Source organism: Paenibacillus jilunlii, assembly GCF_900102965.1.
Lineage (GTDB): Bacteria > Bacillota > Bacilli > Paenibacillales > Paenibacillaceae > Paenibacillus_AQ > Paenibacillus_AQ jilunlii.
Window position 1 is genome coordinate 593,224 of record NZ_FNGM01000001.1, and the last position, 16,449, is coordinate 609,672.

The 16,449-nt window shown below is 53.0% G+C and carries 16 protein-coding genes; 12 read left to right on the plus strand and 4 right to left on the minus strand.

Annotated elements, in window-relative coordinates:
- Nucleotides 1-117 precede the first annotated feature (117 nt).
- Nucleotides 118-717 carry a 30S ribosomal protein S4 gene (gene rpsD, locus BLQ82_RS02865; protein ID WP_025704015.1) on the minus strand — a complete coding sequence of 200 codons (600 nt, stop codon included), beginning with the start codon at nucleotides 715-717 and terminating at the stop codon, nucleotides 118-120.
- Nucleotides 718-1,216: 499 nt separating this feature from the next.
- Between rpsD and BLQ82_RS02870 the strand changes: the two genes are divergently transcribed.
- The 5 genes from BLQ82_RS02870 to BLQ82_RS02890 all read left to right on the plus strand — a co-directional run bounded on the left by BLQ82_RS02870 (nucleotide 1,217) and on the right by BLQ82_RS02890 (nucleotide 6,223).
- Nucleotides 1,217-3,214 (plus strand): sensor domain-containing diguanylate cyclase, encoded by a 1,998-nt coding sequence (locus BLQ82_RS02870; protein ID WP_062524049.1) that lies wholly within the window; start codon nucleotides 1,217-1,219, stop codon nucleotides 3,212-3,214.
- 95 nt (nucleotides 3,215-3,309) lie between these two features.
- A complete protein-coding gene (locus BLQ82_RS02875; RefSeq protein WP_062524050.1) occupies nucleotides 3,310-4,176 on the plus strand; it encodes a hypothetical protein in 867 nt (288 codons plus the stop codon).
- A gap of 94 nt (nucleotides 4,177-4,270) precedes the next feature.
- The gene (locus BLQ82_RS02880; protein WP_062524051.1) at nucleotides 4,271-5,386 is read left to right on the plus strand and encodes an aminopeptidase; all 1,116 of its coding nucleotides are present in this window, start codon (nucleotides 4,271-4,273) and stop codon (nucleotides 5,384-5,386) included.
- Between the two features lie 126 nt (nucleotides 5,387-5,512).
- On the plus strand, nucleotides 5,513-5,758 hold the full coding sequence (locus BLQ82_RS02885; protein ID WP_062524052.1) for an HPr family phosphocarrier protein: 246 nt from the start codon (nucleotides 5,513-5,515) through the stop codon (nucleotides 5,756-5,758).
- Between the two features lie 159 nt (nucleotides 5,759-5,917).
- Nucleotides 5,918-6,223 carry an Fpa/YlaN family protein gene (locus BLQ82_RS02890; protein ID WP_020433007.1) on the plus strand — a complete coding sequence of 102 codons (306 nt, stop codon included), beginning with the start codon at nucleotides 5,918-5,920 and terminating at the stop codon, nucleotides 6,221-6,223.
- Nucleotides 6,224-6,291: 68 nt separating this feature from the next.
- Here the strand turns inward: BLQ82_RS02890 and cax are convergent, their stop codons facing one another.
- Entirely contained in the window at nucleotides 6,292-7,362 is a 1,071-nt protein-coding gene (cax, locus tag BLQ82_RS02895) for a calcium/proton exchanger (RefSeq protein WP_039835356.1), read from the minus strand.
- Nucleotides 7,363-7,515: 153 nt separating this feature from the next.
- Between cax and BLQ82_RS02900 the strand changes: the two genes are divergently transcribed.
- Nucleotides 7,516-7,881: an Asp23/Gls24 family envelope stress response protein gene (locus BLQ82_RS02900; protein WP_019911482.1), complete on the plus strand. Its 366-nt coding sequence runs from the start codon at nucleotides 7,516-7,518 to the stop codon at nucleotides 7,879-7,881.
- Between the two features lie 115 nt (nucleotides 7,882-7,996).
- On the opposite strand, the gene ftsW is transcribed toward BLQ82_RS02900, so the two are convergent.
- Together ftsW and BLQ82_RS02910 are read right to left on the minus strand one after the other, a co-directional pair.
- Entirely contained in the window at nucleotides 7,997-9,241 is a 1,245-nt protein-coding gene (gene ftsW / locus BLQ82_RS02905) for a putative lipid II flippase FtsW (protein ID WP_082722699.1), read from the minus strand.
- On the minus strand, nucleotides 9,238-9,585 hold the full coding sequence (locus tag BLQ82_RS02910; RefSeq protein ID WP_062524053.1) for a YugN family protein: 348 nt from the start codon (nucleotides 9,583-9,585) through the stop codon (nucleotides 9,238-9,240). The genes ftsW and BLQ82_RS02910 overlap by 4 nt, the downstream gene beginning before the upstream one ends.
- A 184-nt stretch (nucleotides 9,586-9,769) precedes the next feature.
- Here BLQ82_RS02910 and BLQ82_RS02915 point away from each other — a divergent pair, with 184 nt between their 5' ends.
- The 6 genes from BLQ82_RS02915 to BLQ82_RS02940 all read left to right on the plus strand — a co-directional run bounded on the left by BLQ82_RS02915 (nucleotide 9,770) and on the right by BLQ82_RS02940 (nucleotide 16,053).
- Nucleotides 9,770-10,939 carry a M20 family metallopeptidase gene (locus BLQ82_RS02915; RefSeq protein ID WP_074647693.1) on the plus strand — a complete coding sequence of 390 codons (1,170 nt, stop codon included), beginning with the start codon at nucleotides 9,770-9,772 and terminating at the stop codon, nucleotides 10,937-10,939.
- Between the two features lie 79 nt (nucleotides 10,940-11,018).
- Nucleotides 11,019-11,447 carry a CBS domain-containing protein gene (locus tag BLQ82_RS02920; RefSeq protein WP_025704864.1) on the plus strand — a complete coding sequence of 143 codons (429 nt, stop codon included), beginning with the start codon at nucleotides 11,019-11,021 and terminating at the stop codon, nucleotides 11,445-11,447.
- Nucleotides 11,448-11,577: 130 nt separating this feature from the next.
- Complete coding sequence (locus tag BLQ82_RS02925; RefSeq protein ID WP_062524055.1) at nucleotides 11,578-13,281, plus strand: DNA repair helicase XPB; 1,704 nt, start codon at nucleotides 11,578-11,580, stop codon at nucleotides 13,279-13,281.
- Nucleotides 13,278-15,236, plus strand: a complete 1,959-nt coding sequence (locus BLQ82_RS02930) for a helicase-associated domain-containing protein (RefSeq protein WP_062524056.1) — start codon at nucleotides 13,278-13,280, stop codon at nucleotides 15,234-15,236. Before BLQ82_RS02925 ends, BLQ82_RS02930 begins: the two co-directional genes overlap by 4 nt.
- A 73-nt stretch (nucleotides 15,237-15,309) precedes the next feature.
- Nucleotides 15,310-15,750 (plus strand): YlbF/YmcA family competence regulator, encoded by a 441-nt coding sequence (locus BLQ82_RS02935; protein WP_062524057.1) that lies wholly within the window; start codon nucleotides 15,310-15,312, stop codon nucleotides 15,748-15,750.
- 39 nt (nucleotides 15,751-15,789) lie between these two features.
- Nucleotides 15,790-16,053 carry a YlbG family protein gene (locus BLQ82_RS02940; RefSeq protein WP_020432997.1) on the plus strand — a complete coding sequence of 88 codons (264 nt, stop codon included), beginning with the start codon at nucleotides 15,790-15,792 and terminating at the stop codon, nucleotides 16,051-16,053.
- Nucleotides 16,054-16,449: the final 396 nt, after the last annotated feature.

Consider the following 16,449-nt stretch of genomic DNA (forward strand, 5'->3'; position numbering starts at 1 on the left):
GGAACTATTATAGCACAATTTGGCGGTTTTGAATGCGCCTCAGCCTCAGCAATATCAATGAAAAAAGCCCCCAGAATTCTCTGGGGGCTTTGAACGTTTTCGCTGTATAGCGAAATATTAACGGTTGTAGAACTCGACGATTTGCTTTTCATCGATATCCTGGGACAGCTCGGCACGTTCCGGCAAACGAATGTATTTGCCTTCGAAAGAGCCATCAGCATATTCCAGGTATCCTGGAAGGTGGGAGCGGTTTTCCAGAGCTTCTTTGATGGAAGCCATAGCGCGGCTTCTTTCGCGAAGTCCGATTACGTCGCCCACGCTTACGCGGTAAGAAGCGATGTCGACTTTTTTGCCGTTAACGGTAACGTGTCCGTGGGATACCAGCTGACGCGCACCAGCGCGGGAGTTGGCGAAACCAAGACGGTATACCAGGTTGTCCAGGCGGCTTTCGAGCAGGAACATGAAGTTTTCGCCCGCAATACCCTGGAGCTTTTGTGCTTTGGTGAAGAGAGTTTTGAACTGCTTTTCGCCCAAGCCGTACATGTGGCGCAGTTTTTGTTTTTCCAAAAGCTGCATTCCGTAGTTACTTACTTTTCTGCGTTGGTTAGCGCCGTGCTGTCCCGGAGGGAAAGGGCGTTTCAGGTCTTTGCCTGTACCGCTAAGGGAAATGCCCAGACGGCGGCTGAGTTTGAATTTAGGTCCGGTGTAACGTGCCATGTTATAGTAGACTCCTTTATAATTGAAATTTCATGGTAGGGCCTATTTGCGCCGCAAATCGTATCCGTGAAAGCGTTAGATGGTTTCACACTGCCGGGGAAGTTCAGCCGCTGCCCTGGCAGTAACGAGATGCGTGAGGGTGACACAACGTTACGCCCAATGAAGACCTGTTACAGTCTTGTTCAACAATAAATATTATATGAAAACGACAGCTAAAGTCAAGAGCATCTTTAAAGAGATTTTGTCTATCTTTGTCGTTAGTTCTTTGGTCCTAAAAAAAATCCCGGTTTTGAGGAAAATATAATGCAATACCCAAAGAAAGGGAGTAAAATATAGTTAATTAGATGTTATCGGAAAGAAATTTCTAGTATAAAAGAATTTACAAGTTTAAATCGTTAAATTATCCTTCTCATTCTCGCTGGAACGGTACGCCTATTTTATCTTATTGAGGACGGCACAGCCATTTCTGCCAGTGTGAGATGCAAAGGGGATCCTCTTTATGTCAGAGCAGGAAGCATACGGACGCCAAGACAATCGTGTGCTGTTACAGGACACTATGCAATCACGCGGAGATACCGAAGATCCCGCCGCATGGCTTAGGGAAACGGATATTGTATCATATGATTTTCCCCATGCAGCCAACCTGATTGCGGAAAGTTTCCGGGAGTGGCGGGGTCAGAGCGGACCGGAACTCGCCAGGGCCTGGGACTGGTGTGTGCTTAATTTTGAAGGGAAATACATCAATCTTACAGAGGATGCAGGAACTGCGGATCAATGGAAAGGACAGTTGGAGGCAGCTGCGGCTGCCTCCCTGCAATTCATGAAGCCTTATGCGATCCATGAACAGGCTGCCGGACACCCAATGTCTTTCTTAATCATTCCGGTATTCACACGCAGTCAGGGGGAAATATTTGCGCTCCTTGGCTGCGCGATGCCGCGTGAGCAATATGAACAAGGCGGGTTGTATATAGCGGAAGCCATGTCCCTGCACTATCAGGCCTGCTTTTACCGCAGATTTGAGCATATGTTTGTGTCAGATTTGGCTGGGGTGCATCTGCATGCGGAGCGTGAGAGCAGCCGGCGTTCACTGCTGTTCCAGATCGTACAGCGGATGCATGACAATATTGATGTGGATGCTGTGCTGACCGAGGTGATCGACAGTATTTCGGCCATGTATCCGGGAGCCCGGCTTGAACTTTTTATGTCGCAGGACCACCGCAGCGCGAACCCGCTGGTCAAGCCGCTCCCGCTTCGCTGGGGGAACGATGATGTCTGCGCAAAAGCGTTCAAAGATGGATGCGTATCCCTGTATGCCGGACGCGAGGACAGCCATTCGGTTGAAATTGGCCTTCCCCTTGGCGGCAAGCAGGGGGTTTATGGCGTATTTCATATGGTGATGGACAAGCCGGCTTTTCCAGAGGTGGATTTGCGCTTCCTCTCCATGGTGGCCGATACTGCAGGAACCGCTTTTGAGAATGCCAAGCTGTATGAGCGGTCCAATCAGCTGATCCGGGAACTGCGCATGAGCAATGAGCTTACCCAGCGGCTGAATCAGAGCCTGCGCCTTGGTGATATTTTTCAGTTCGCTTTTGAAGAGCTTCTGGAAATGTTCGATGCCGATTACTGCTGTATACTACATATGAATGAGGACAAGGGCGGGCTGGAGGCGATCGCCTGCAACTATCATCCCCTGCAGGGTGAGATTCTTGAAATTGGCGAAGGGCTTGGCGGCAAGGTATACACCACGGGCGAGGCGCTCATCCTGTCGGATTACAAGAACGCGGACGGAAGTTATTCACGGCTGATGGATGCTACGGGTTCGAACTCAGTGATTGCTACTCCGCTTAATGTAGGAGGCGAGGTTCGTGGGGCGATTATGCTCACTTCCCTGGAGCCGCATTTTTTCTCATATGACAGTTACAGGCTGCTCCAGGCCATGGCAGGCCATATCGGACTTGCTGTAGGCAATGCGCGTCTGCATGCCGAGGTGCGGCGTTTGGCCAACCGTGACAGTCTGACCGGTCTATATGCGAGGCATTATCTGGACGAGGTAATCAAGGATAAACAAATTACCGAATTCTGCGGTTCTTTGATCGTCGTGGATATCGACCAGTTCAAGATGGTGAATGACACTTACGGTCACCAGAGGGGCGACAAAATTCTGAGACAGGTCAGCGAAATCGTCAAGTCTTCCATCCGTCAAGGGGATATCGCTGCGAGATGGGGCGGGGAGGAGCTGGCGGTGTATTTGCCCCAGCTTGGCGTGCAGCAAGCCGTATTTGTAGCGGAACGTATCCGCAAGCGGGTAATGAGCGAAACGGAACCGCGTGTAACCGTCTCTTGCGGCATTGCAGAGTGGAGCTGGACAGATGATAAGGTGAGCGTAGAATCGCTCTTCTACCGGGCGGACATGGCCCTCTACGAAGCAAAGAACAACGGCAGGAACCAGGTCGTGCTCGATACCAAATTAGCGGAGATCAGTACAAAGAATCCTTAAGCGTTAAGCCATGGGGATTCTTTTTTTGCATAAGCCCCGGGCGGCGGGAAATCCTATAGAAATGTTCATAACCTTGACCCGAAAGGCTTGAGTCCATGAGAACCATTAATATCCGCCGGATGATGATCCTGAGCGCAGTCCTGCTGATGGGTCCTCTCCTTAATACCGGCTGTACCCGCATCAATGACAAACCCGCTGCAGAGGTGCTCCATCTGGTTTTGGCCGGGATGGCGGGGAGCGACGGGGTATCCTTTGAGGGGGCATCTTCCCTGCTGCTTGACGGCAATCCGGCCCCGGAAGCCGCACTCTACTATGGGGGGACGGTTTCAGACCATAACAAGGTTAGTTTGCATACGCTTTTACCGGATGGCGGCACACCGCAGACGGTGGCACAGGCAGGAGAAAACAAGCTGAAATCAAGCTCGGCAGCACCCCCGGCCTATTATACCCAGTTAGAGAAAAAAAACGGCCGGTGGACGCTGCTGCAGGAAGACAGCACCGCCTCGCCGGATAACCCGCTGCCTGCGCTGAATCCGCTCCGCCAGCTCGAAGATCTGGAGAAGCTTGAGATAGAGGTCTCAGAGGAAGCGGGCGCGGCGAGGGGAACCAGAGTGCTTCGTATTGAGCTTAGTGAACCGGAGGCGGGCAGGCAGCTGGCTGCTGAGCTTGAGGGGCAGATGGAGGCCATTCGTCCGGATAAATCCGGCTCTGAAGGGAAGGAAGCGGGTAAGGGAGCAGAGGCCTTGCAATTGCTGTGGGAGCAGAAGAATAATGAGCTTCAGCAGAAGCTTAAGGAAGTATCTGTCCGGACCGTGTACTACTTGAAGGTAGATACGAAGCGGAATCTCCCGAAACGCCTGACCTGTACCCGCCGGGTGAATGATTCCGGAAATCAGGGGACAGCTGCAGGCGGTGCAGAGGAAATTTATTTAACAGAGGTCAATTTTTACGGTTACCGCTGAATTTCAGCATCCCCAATGCCTTGCGCTCCACTGCGGGCGTGCTACAATATAACGGTATGTCTATTATTTGCATGAGGAAGGAAGAGAGAGAAGGATGAAGGATCCGAGGATTCAGAAGCTTGCGGAAAATCTTGTAGGCTACTCCGTAAACGTGCAGCCTGGCGAGAATGTGCTCGTCGAAATGATTGGCAGCGAAAGAGATTTAATCAAAGCTGTCGTGGAGGAAGTAGGCAAAGCGGGCGGTCATGCATTTGTGCAGCTTACCGACCGTACCGTTCTGCGCAGCATGCTTAAATATGCTACCCGGGAAGGTCTGGAGGCCTGGGCGGAAATCGACCTGAACCGTATGAAGCAGATGGATTGCTATATCGGTATCCGGGCCGGCGAGAATGTGAACGATCTTTCGGACGTTCCGGAAGAGAATATGAAGCTCTACAATTCCCTGTATTCCCACCCGGTACATAGCGAACAACGCGTCAAACACACCAAGTGGGTAGTGCTGCGTTATCCTAATGCCAGTATGGCACAGCTGGCTAATACGACCACCGAAGCGTTTGAGGACTTTTACTTCGAGGTCTGCAATCTGGATTATGCCAAAATGGACAGAGCCCAGGATGCCCTGGCTGAGCTGATGCGCAGAACGGATAAGGTTCGCATTTCGGGTCCGGGAACGGAGCTTGCTTTTTCGATCAAGGGAATTGGTGCGGAGAAATGTTCCGGACTGCGGAATATCCCTGACGGTGAGGTCTATAGTGCTCCTGTGCGCGATTCTGTCAATGGAACGATCAGCTACAATGCCGCAACGCTCTATAACGGTGTGACGTTCGAAAATGTGAAATTCAAATTTGAAAACGGAAAGATTGTTGAAGCTACCAGCAATGACCCTGTGCGGCTGAACGAAATTCTGGATTCCGATGAGGGTGCCCGCCATATTGGCGAGTTTGCCATCGGTTTCAACCCTTATATCCTGCACCCTATGAAAGACATCCTGTTCGATGAGAAAATCGCCGGCAGCCTGCACTTCACACCGGGCCAAGCATATGATGTAACGGACAACGGGAACCGTTCCTCGATTCACTGGGATCTTGTTTTGATTCAGCGGCCCGAATACGGCGGCGGCGAAATCTATTTTGACGATGTGCTGATCCGTAAGGATGGGATCTTTGTTCTTCCGGAACTGGAAGGTCTGAATCCCGAGAATCTGAAATAAATTGTAATCACAGCAGCCGTTTCTCTTGTTTCAGGAAAATGCCTTGCGCGAGTAAGCGGATTCAATGTATCATGGAATTGGTTACAAAAGACTTAAGCTTCATAATCAAGTTGCGGAGGGATTCCTATGTCCAGTAACAATGCGGCAATCGTGGATATTGCCCAAACGGCAGGCAAGTTCAACTCATCGATCGTTCTTCAGGCAGACAACAAGTACATTGATGTTAAGAGTATTCTCGGTCTGTTCACTACTCTTGTCTCCAGCCAAAGCTATGAGCTCCATGTTCATGGTGCAGATGCTGAGGAAGCCAAGAAGGCAATGAGCGAAGTTTTTGCGAAACATGGTTTGAAATTTACAGTGGTAGCGGAATAAGCGAATGGTTCCGTAGGACGTCCTGCCTTTGCGGCAGGGCGTTTTTTCTATAAATAAAAGACTTTATATGCAGCATTCTTGTATTGGGTTCGGATTTCGACTAATATTAAACTAAATAGCAATAGCAGCTGTAACTTTTGGACATGGGGGGGATAATGCATGACTTCATCGGATTTGCAGGAACAGCTTAATCTTAGAGCAGTCACTCTTCTTCAAGAAGATGCCGATAAAATTCAGAAGCTCATCGAAGTGCAGATGGAGAATCTGGCTACCCGTTACTGCCCTCTCTATGAGGAAGTGCTCGATACCCAGATGTACGGGTTCTCCAGAGAAGTCGATTTTGCGGTCAGGGCAGGGCTGGTGCCGGAAGTTTCAGGCAAGCTCATTCTGAGCGAGCTGGAGCGCAATCTGGCCGTACTGTACGAAGCGCTCAATAAGAAGGCTGAAGAGCGCGAGATGCTGTAATCACTATTATCATTTATAAAAAAAAGCACATGGGGGACTATGGAAGTCCGGCCATGTGCTTTTTTGTGTTATACGAGGTAGAAAGAAACTCCGAGAATCATATACACGGCCAGCAGCAGCAAGCCTTCATACCAGTTGGTTGCACCGTCCTGGATGATGGATTTGGCAATAAAGACAGACACGGCGATCGCGACAATCTCTATGGTGGTGAAGACAATGTCCATCGTATTGCCCATGAAATAGCTGGCAAAAATCAGGACGGGGGCCACAAACAAGGCAATCTGCAGACTGCTGCCGACGGCGATCTCGACGGCTGCGCCAATTTTGTTCTTCATGGCCAGCATAATGGCGGCACTATGCTCCGCGGCATTCCCGATGATAGCCACCAGGAAGGCACCGACAAACAGCTCGCTGAAGCCAAAACGCTCCGTTAACGTCTCCAGTGTTCCGACCAGCCATTCGCTGACAAAAGCGACCATAACCGTTGCCAGGATCAGATAAATAACCGATCTGCCCATGGACCAGGCCGGCTTATGCTCATTCGGCAGCTCCTCCTCATTGTCTACCGTAACGTCCGCCAGGTACTTTTTGTGTGTAATCATGGAGAAGATCAGCCAGGCCATGTAGGCGGCGATCAGCAGTCCTGCTACAACCAGACTGAGTACATCGGTATCCTTTTCTGTGATGGAATGGGTGTTGAAGAACATGGCTGGTACAAAGAGGGCGATGACAGCCACGATCATCAAGGAGCCATTCAGTCCGGCCAGCGTAACATTGAAGTTCTGAACTTTGAATTTCATGCCGCCGGCAAAAATACTGAGGCCCAGCACCAGCAGCAGGTTGCCGATGATGGAGCCGGTGAGGCTGGCCTTGACCATATCGAACAGGCCTTCCTTCACCAGGAAAAAGGCGATGATCAGCTCGGCCGCATTCCCGAAGGTGGCATTAAGAAAGCCCCCCAGCCGCTGCCCGGCATAGTGGGCTACACTTTCTGTAGCCCGGCCCAGAAAACCGGCTACAAAAACGACCGAAATGGCAGAGAGCACGAATTGCAGGGTGTGGTCCCAGTCTGCGTAATGTCCGATGGCGCTAAGGATAAAGGTTATTACCAGCAGCGCCGGAGAGATCCATTTTTTCAAGTAATGCACACTCCAGTCTCTATATGTAGGTTGATTTCATAATCAATATACCCAAATTGTTCCGGTGTGTAAACGGGGATGCAAGAAAGTCATTTGCTTTTTAGCCTGTTTTCGAATTACAATAATTGATAATGAGTGTAGGGGGGTTATGGCATGGCGGAACAACTTCAACTGGAAATGGGAAACATACGGATCTCTAATGACGTCGTCTCGAAGATTGCCGGATTGGCTGCCTTGGAGACCCCGGGAATCGCGGCCATGTCCGGCGGCTTGTCCGAGGGCTGGGCCAAGCGGCTCAGCGGCAAAAACGTGCAAAAAGGTGTTACTGTTGAAGTGGGACAGCTTGAAGCGGCTGTAGACCTGCGCATCATCGTTCTGTATGAAACTCCGATTCACGAGGTATGCCGGATGCTTCAGCAGAATGTGCGCGAGGCTGTGGAGAGCATGACGGGGCTTCATATTGTTGAAGTCAACGTCAAGGTGGAAGGCGTGGCCTTCAAGAACGACGAAATTTCGTAAAGCGGTGCACTGGCAGTCGAGGCAATTTGCAGAAAGTAACCAAAAAGGCAGCCCGGGAGGTAATCCCAGGGCTGCCTTTTTGGTTACTGCATAAGAACCCGGCACGTATGTAGCGTCAGCGGGCACGGACTTGTCTAACCGTAGTAACAGACTTCGTTACCTCCTCTTTGGCCGGCCGGTTAGTTTCTCTGGAAATGCTCAGCATAATGCCCATGGAGAGCATGGTTACGAGCAGTGAGGAACCTCCGTAGCTGATGAATGGAAGTGTAACTCCGGTAAGCGGGATCGTGTTGGTGACTCCGCCGATGTTGACAAAGGCCTGAATGGCAATCAGACCCATGACCCCGATGCCGACAAGGGTTCCGAAGGGATCGGTGCACCTAAGGGCAATCAGGATGCCGCGCCAGATGAAATAGAGGTAGACCAGCAGGAAAAGGGAGGTCCCTATAAATCCCAGCTCTTCACCGATAACAGCAAAGATAAAATCAGTATATGGATAGGGCAGATAGTGCAGCTTCTGTATGCTCTGTCCAAAGCCTGAACCGTTGGTTCCCCCTTCGCCAAAGGCGATCAAGGATTGAACGATATTAAATCCAGCGTCGTCAGCGACAGCAAGCGGGTTGATAAAGGCGCTGATCCGGTCCTTTTTGTAATCCTGGCTGACCGCCGCCGTTTCTGAAGGCGGTGATAAGGAATCGATGGCTGCTTTTGCACCCATAACAATTCCGACACCAAGCACCAGCAAGGCGATGGAGGCCATTATATGCTTCATGCTGGCCCCCCCGGCGTAGATAACCAGACCGCTGGTGGCCACCAGAATCATACAGGAACCCAAATCCGGCTGCATCATAATGAGTCCTGCGACGATGCCCACAATCACCATCACCGGAATATAACCTGTCCGCAAATCTCTAAGCCGCTCGCCTTTTTTGGAGATCAGGGCAGCCAGATAGAGGATAATGGATATTTTGGCCAGCTCCGTGGGCTGAATGCCGAGGCCTCCGATGTTGAGCCAGCTTTTGGCACCGTTGATTCTCTCCGCGAAGGCCACAAACAGCAGCAGAACCAGCGTGATCATAAAGATTGGGGCATACCATTTCTTAAAATTACTGTAGTGGATATTCATCGTCACGAACATCACTACACTTCCCAATACTACCCAGATGATCTGGCGTTTGACAAAATAAAAGGGATCATTTCCAAACTTCTCACTGGCCAGCGTCAGGCTGGAGCTGGAGCTGAAGACCATGATCAATCCGAAGCCGACGAGCAGGAGAGTCAGAATAAGCAGCTGAAAATCGGGCGTTCCTCTTTTGGGCAGGCTGACATTTTTTTTCGTCGTTCCCTTTACACTGCTCAAGCCCCCAGCAGCGCCTTCAGTTCAAGGATATGCTTCGCGGCATCATCCAGAACAGGCTTAGGGACGGGAGATTCATACTCCAGGCCATGGGGAAAGGTGGCTTTGCCCAAGTAGACGGCTTCAATCGCCAGCACGGCGTCGGACTTCTCCAGCTTACCCTCGACAGCACGCGTGTTGATCCGCAAAAAGTATTCTCCGCCGTTCTGCCTGTCCTCGATCTTGCAGTCATAGGTGGCCCGGTAGTATTCCCACTGCCAGCGGATGAATCCGGCTTTGGCCGCGCTTTCGTCCAGATAGAGAAGGTCGCTTGTCAATCCAACGAGGCCCGTGTTCTCAAATATCATAGCGCACATATCCCCCTTATGAAGTATAATGATAAATTCATGCCAATTATTATAGATGTTCCTTTTCATGATAGTATGTTTCCCCGGGTTGTGCAAGGCGTGCCGGACCTGTTGGTACCCTCTTTTTTGTGTTTCTGCTACAATAATAGAAATATAGCCTTTAGGGCTGAATGGTGGAGATTATATGGAGAGGCTGGCACTGGAACAGCTGCTGCCGGATATGGTGAAATGGCGCAGACATCTGCACCGTCATCCGGAGCTGTCTTATCAGGAGAGAGAGACCTCGGCGTTTGTTGCCGCGAGGCTAATAGAATTCCGGATTGAAGTCGTGAGAAGCAAGGCTGGTTACGGGCTGACCGGGATCTTGAGAGGAAAAACGCCGGGCAAAACCGTTGTTCTGCGCGCGGACATGGATGCGCTGGCTATTACGGAGGAGAACGGCCGGGAGTATGCCTCGCAAAATCACGGAGTTATGCATGCCTGCGGCCACGACGGGCATACCTCCATGCTGCTTGCCGCCGCTGCCTATTACAGCAGCCGCAGGGAAGAGCTCCAGGGCGAGCTGCGTTTCCTGTTCCAGCCTGCGGAAGAGATCTGTCCCGGCGGAGCGCTGGGGATGATCGCTGAAGGGGTGCTGGAGGGAGCTGACGCAGTATACGGCCTGCATTTGTGGACGCCGCTGCCGGTCGGACAGGTAGCCAGCGCACCGGGGCCGCTGATGGCCTCCGCGGATGAATTTTTCATCGACATCACCGGTAAAGGCGGACATGCCGGTACCCCGCACCGCACGGTTGACAGTATCGTGGCCGCCGCCGCGCTTGTGACCCAGCTGCAGAGCATAGTCAGCCGTTCGGTGGACCCGCTGCGCCCTGCAGTCGTAAGTGTGGGAACGATTCAGGGCGGGACCGCCCAGAACATCGTTGCGGAGCGCTGCCGGATCACCGGCACGGTGCGCGCGTTTGACGAGGAGACCCGTTATCTCATCCGCCAGAGAATTGAAGAGATGGCCGCTTCTGTAGCGTCATCGTACGGTGCTGAAGCCAAGCTCGATTACTTGATGGGTTATCCGCCGCTGGTGAATGACGAAGCGGAATTCAACCGCTTTTTCCGCGTGGCGCCGGCTGCGCTTGGAGACGGAGTCCGCGTGGAACGGATGGAGAAGATCATGCCGGCAGAGGATTTTTCCTATTATGTGAAGGAAATCCCCGGCTGCTTCATCTTTGTGGGAGCGGGCAACCCGGATAAAGAAGCGGTGTATCCGCATCACCACAGCAAATTCGATTTTGACGAGGATGCTCTGCTGCATGGGGCGAAGGTGCTGGTGGCGATGGCGGATTCCTGCCTGAATGAATAATTAGCCGCCCGTATATTTTAACGGTTCAAGGGGAACCTACTTCCGTAGAACATGGAAAACATGACAGGAGGGTTCAATCTTGAAGACAGTCAAAGAAGTAATGACGGCGCAGCCTGTGTGCGTCACCTTACAGGATAATCTCTATGAGGTAGCCGTGAAAATGAGAGATGCGGATACCGGCGTTATTCCGGTGGTAGAAGCTGACGGGGAAACCTTGATCGGTATTATTACGGACCGGGACTTGGTGATCCGGGGTTATGCAGAGAAGCATTCCGGCTCGACTGCGGTGGAAACGGTCATGACCAAAGGAATTACTGCCGTTTCCGAATCCACTTCGGTGGATGAAGCGGCCGAACTGATGGCCTCCAGGCAGATCCGGCGCATACCGGTGGTCAACGGAAAAAAACTGATCGGGATCGTGTCGCTGGGTGATTTGGCCGTAAAGAATATTTTTGCTGATGAAGCAGCAGAAGCTTTGACTGACATTTCTCAGCAGCATCTGCATTAGTAATAGAAGCAAGGGGGAAGCTCATGTCCGTTATCGCGGAGGTGGGCTTTTTCCGCTATGCACAGGTTTCAGAGATACATAGTCCCGGACGGTCTGGACCATAAAGCATAAAGTATTGGAGGGTTTGTTGATGAACGGAAACGGAAAAGGAGCATGTATCATCCGTAAAGACCGGACGATCCTGCTGGAATGCGGACACCCCGGCTTTGAGGCGGCCCGGACGGCTCTGGCTGACTTTGCCGAACTGGTGAAAAGCCCTCCTGCCTACCACACTTACCGGATAACCCATCTATCACTCTGGAACGCAGCTGCTGCAGGCAAAACAGTGGACGAGATCCTGACCGTATTGAGCTTACTCTCGCGCTGTGGTATACCCGCCGGTCTTGAGGAGGAGGTCAGACAGCTTGTCTCACGTTACGGAAGACTGGAGCTGCATTCCGGGGCCGGCGGTTCGCTGATGGTCCTGCGTGCCGATAACCCGGTGCTGCTCGACGAATTGGCAGAGCAGGCTGCTGTACAGGAGCTGGGTCTGAAAAGAACAGCTCCCCTGGAATGCCAGTGTCCGTCTGAACAACGGGGCTTGCTGAAGCAGGAGCTGACTAGGCTGGGGTTCCCGGTCCTCGATTATGCGGGCTACCGGGACGGGCAGGCGCTGAACGTGCCTTGGAAGAAGGCTGCCGGAAGCGGAGCGGTATCCGGAGAGTTCGTTGGCCTAAGAGACTATCAGGAGGAAGCCGTCCGCAGATTTGGGGGAATCGGCGGCAGCGGAGGAAGCGGTGTCGTGGTCCTGCCCTGCGGGGCGGGCAAAACACTTGTGGGTCTGGCGGTGCTGGAGAGCCTGCAGTGCGAGACGCTGATCCTCACGTCGAATGCCACATCGGTTGCACAATGGAGGGCAGAACTGCTGAAAAGGACCGGGCTGGATGAAGAAGCTGTAGGAGAATACAGCGGAGTGAAGAGGGAGGTCCGCCCGATAACGGTGGCTACCTATCAGATTTTGACGCACCGGCGCTCCAAGGGAGGCCCCTTTGGTCATATGAATCTGTTCAATGAACGGAACTGGGGGCTAATTATTTACGACGAGGTGCATTTGCTTCCGGCTCCGGTGTTCCGAGCCACTGCAGATATTCAAGCCACCCGGCGTCTCGGGTTGACGGCTACGCTGGTTAGAGAGGACGGGCGGGAAGATGACGTATTCTCGCTAATCGGCCCCAAATGCTATGAACTGCCCTGGAAGGCGCTGGAAAAGCAAGGCTGGATTGCGGCAGTCGACTGCATCGAGGTCGTTGTGCCCATGGGCACCGAAACCAGGCACCGGTATATGTATGCCGGAGGAAAAGAGCAGTTCCGGATTGCTGCAGGCAATCCGGCCAAGGCTGGGGCCGCGGCAAGGATCATAGCAGCCCACCCGGGGGCGGCGGTTCTGGTCATCGGACAATATCTGGACCAGCTGGAGCAGTTGGCGGCAAGCCTGGGGGCGCCGCTGATTACGGGCAAGACCTCCCAGCAGGAGCGAAGCGAGCTGTATGCTGCTTTTAACGAAGGGACAATACGGCTGCTTGTGGTATCCAAGGTAGCAAACTTTGCCGTAAATCTGCCGGATGCTTCTGTAGCTATCGAGGTGTCCGGTGCTTACGGTTCACGGCAAGAGGAGGCCCAGCGTCTGGGACGTATCCTCCGGCCGAAGCCGGGCGAGAACAAGGCCTACTTCTATACTCTGGTGTCCGGTGACAGCAGGGAGCAGGATTTCGCTCTGCGCCGCCGTCTGTTTCTGACCGAGCAGGGCTATGAGTATGCCGTACAGACCGTCGAACCGGAGGAGGTGAGCCTATGAATGGCTTAACGCCGGAAGCGCTGCTGGTGCTGCAAAAGATCATCGGGGCCTGCGCCGCCAGGCCTTTTACTGAAGCACAGGCTGAGCAGCTCTGTCCGGCAGCGCTCTGCCGGGCAGAGCTGCAGCTGGCACTGCTGGAGCTGCGGGAGGCCGGACTGCTGGAGCTCCGGCAGAAATTGTGGGGCGAGAGGCTGTATCAAATTTCCGAGAGACATTTGCCTTTACTTCAGCGCATGTTGTTCCCGCGTGTATCTGTACAGGCCGTAAAGGTGAATAAAATGGTCGTAGAAGCGGGACCTGAGCTGTCTGGGGAGTTGTTTCGGGCCTTGGCCTTCATTGCTGAAGAAGGGCTGCCCCTAACGGCAAAAGGGGCGATCCACAAAAAAAACATCAACCGGCTGGCCGCCAGCCTTACGCTGCCGGAGGAACATTTAAAAGGACTGTTCCCGGCAGCCCAGCAGGAGGTGTACCCGTTCCCGCTGCCAGTGATGGTGATACTCGATCTGCTGCTGTGCCTGGGACTCGTCCGCCGGGAGGATTCCGCATATCTGCTGGTAACACAGGTGCTGGAAAGCTGGCTGCAGCTCTCCGGGAAACAGATGTCAAGCCTGCTCTACGGATTGGTGCTGAGCCGTTACGGCCAGCCCGACCCTGCCGGGCAGCACTTCCGCTATATGGTCTCCTCAGCCGATTATCCATCCGGAAGGTGGTTTGCCCTTCCGGATATCCTTGAATGGATGCTGGAAGCGGGGCTGGTCCAAGAAGAAGCCGCTGCAACGCTGGAGGCTTCTGCCCGGACATGGCTTACTGGGCTGGCCGGGTTCGGCTGGTGTGAGCTGGGGAGTACGGAAGACGGAGCAGTTTGCTTCCGCTGGACAGCGGCCCGGCCGCAGCTTCCTCTTGACGAGGCGGCTGCGTTCTTAAGACGGAGTTTAGAGGTACAGGAACCGGAAGGTGTAACAGAAGGAAGCGTTGATCAGCAGGAGGATCTGCCGCAGCAAGATGAAACACGGCCAGCTTCTGACTCCCCCGGGTTCATTGTCCAGCCGGATTTCGAGGTGCTGGTCCCTGCGGAGTGTCCTTACAGCCACCGCTGGCTGCTCGCGGGGTGTGCAGAGCTTCTGCATAGCGACGACCTGTGGAGCTACCGGCTGACCCGGGAGAAGCTGGAATCTGCAGCTGAGCTAGGTATGTCTCCGGGAACTGTAATTTCGTGGCTTGCGGACCATGCCCAGGGCGGACTGCCGGCTCAGGTGGAGCTGTCTCTAAGGCAGTGGAGCAAAGGTATAGGAAGAACGGAACTGGCTGTGGTTATCTTGCTGGCCTGCCGGTCTGAGGCGGACGGTAATGATATTGCCGCCCATCCCCGGCTGTCGGGGATGCTTGCCCGTATCGGACCGCTGCATTTCATCGTCCGCAGTGAAGACGTGGAGGCCGTGCGCAAGGAGCTGGAAGCAGCCGGATTGGCTCCCCCCAAGAGGATTGCAGGTCAGGAAGCACAGCCAGGCAGTCGTTGGCCGCTGCTTAACGGAAGCCAGACGGAGGATTTCTCTGCCTATGCTCTGCCGGTTCATGGGCAGGAAAACGGGCTGTTTGCTTTTCCGCCAGTGCCGCCATTGATCCCTTTGAATCTCCATGCCGCCGAAGAAGCGGTGCTCTCCGGCCTTGCGGCTGTTCCGCAGATGTGGATCAAGCAGTGGCGGAAATATCACGTTACTACTGCCCAGAAGGTAATGGAACAGGCTTTGGAGTGGGGAGTGAAGGTCCGTTTGTCTATGGAAGGAGAGGCCTGTGATTTCATTCCTGCCGGAATCAGCCGCAATCCGTGGGAAGTGCAGGGCACACTGCTTCTGGCCAAGCCTGACCGTGTACAAGAGGTTCGGCTGAATGCGGCAGACTGGCAGGAAATGCAGCTCATGATTCCCAAAATGCGGAGAAATTCCTCTTCTGCTTAGGCGGGAGGGTATGTTATGATAAGAGGGTCTACGATATGCGGTAGAATATTAACGCAGAAACGAGTTGAAGTTCATGAGCGTAGCGGAATTAAATACGGTTGATATGGCCGAAGTACTGACATACGCCTATGAATTAGGTGATATGATTAATCAATCCGCTGAAGTGTCGGATTACTTATACTGGAAAGGACGGGTTGACGCCAACCCTGACATCCAGGCCATGGTCAAACGGCTGCAGAGCAAAAAGGAGCTGTTTGAGGAGACAAAGCGGTTCGGACATTTTCATCCCAACTATCATTCAGCTATGGATGAAGTGACCGCAGTCGAGCAGGAGCTTGAGCGCTTCGAGGAGGTTGTCCGCTTCAAGCAGGCGGAAAAAACCCTGGATGATATGCTGCATTCGATGTCCGAAACGATTGCTTTTTCCGTATCGGACAGCATTAAGGTGCCAAGCAATGACCCGTCTCCCAAGGGCGGAGGATGCGGCAGCGGAGGCAAGTGCTCCTGCGGATAGGCTTCTGATAAGGGCAAGAGAAAGAGAGGCGAAAAGCTGATGTTTGCGGAACGGACAGGATATATTGTATGGGTAAGCGATGTTAAGGCGGCACGCAATCTGGAGAAATACGGGACTTTGCATTATGTTTCCCGGAAGATGCATTACGCCGTCATGTATGTGAATGCGGAACGTGCCGAGGAAGTGATGAAGAACGTCCGCAGACTGTCTTACGTGCGCAAGATTGAAAGGTCTTACCGGAATGAGCTGAAGACGGAATACACCAGCAACGGACCGGACAAGTCCCGTTATTATGGTTTGTAGATTCTGTTCTTTGAAGATGAAGCAGGTGCCTTGCGGCATCTGCTTTTTTTGGTGTGGAGGAAGTTATACAACCCCCAAAGTGTGGATATCTTGTGAGTTTCAGAGGCGGTGGAGGGGGGCTGGACTTCAGCAGCGGAGTGAAGCGGACTGAGAAGCCTTTATTTTACTTTATTTTGCGGAAAAGTCTGCTTTTCGGGCGGATTCGGACTCAGCCGTTATATCGTTCGATGGAGCCTGAAATGGGAAGGGGAAGACAAATAGCGGAATCTCTGGAACTGGAATGCCATGTTAGAGCGGCGCAGGCCGGAATGAGCTGAATTAGTTAACCTTTTTCCACCTCATCTGCGGAGAACAGTGGGTTCAAGCAAATTAGCTGCCCTTTCTCCACTTAGAGTT

Bases quoted from the DNA above. Each gene is read 5' to 3' on its own strand.
- BLQ82_RS02875 (WP_062524050.1), top strand. From the start codon at position 3,310: ATGAGAACCATTAATATCCGCCGGATGATGATCCTGAGCGCAGTCCTG.
- BLQ82_RS02900 (WP_019911482.1), top strand. From the start codon at position 7,516: ATGGCGGAACAACTTCAACTGGAAATGGGAAACATACGGATCTCTAAT.
- BLQ82_RS02870 (WP_062524049.1), top strand. From the start codon at position 1,217: ATGTCAGAGCAGGAAGCATACGGACGCCAAGACAATCGTGTGCTGTTA.
- BLQ82_RS02915 (WP_074647693.1), top strand. From the start codon at position 9,770: ATGGAGAGGCTGGCACTGGAACAGCTGCTGCCGGATATGGTGAAATGG.
- BLQ82_RS02885 (WP_062524052.1), top strand. From the start codon at position 5,513: ATGTCCAGTAACAATGCGGCAATCGTGGATATTGCCCAAACGGCAGGC.
- BLQ82_RS02930 (WP_062524056.1), top strand. From the start codon at position 13,278: ATGAATGGCTTAACGCCGGAAGCGCTGCTGGTGCTGCAAAAGATCATC.
- BLQ82_RS02880 (WP_062524051.1), top strand. From the start codon at position 4,271: ATGAAGGATCCGAGGATTCAGAAGCTTGCGGAAAATCTTGTAGGCTAC.
- BLQ82_RS02940 (WP_020432997.1), top strand. From the start codon at position 15,790: ATGTTTGCGGAACGGACAGGATATATTGTATGGGTAAGCGATGTTAAG.
- BLQ82_RS02935 (WP_062524057.1), top strand. From the start codon at position 15,310: ATGAGCGTAGCGGAATTAAATACGGTTGATATGGCCGAAGTACTGACA.
- BLQ82_RS02890 (WP_020433007.1), top strand. From the start codon at position 5,918: ATGACTTCATCGGATTTGCAGGAACAGCTTAATCTTAGAGCAGTCACT.
- rpsD (WP_025704015.1), bottom strand. From the start codon at position 717: ATGGCACGTTACACCGGACCTAAATTCAAACTCAGCCGCCGTCTGGGC.
- BLQ82_RS02910 (WP_062524053.1), bottom strand. From the start codon at position 9,585: ATGATATTTGAGAACACGGGCCTCGTTGGATTGACAAGCGACCTTCTC.
- BLQ82_RS02925 (WP_062524055.1), top strand. From the start codon at position 11,578: ATGAACGGAAACGGAAAAGGAGCATGTATCATCCGTAAAGACCGGACG.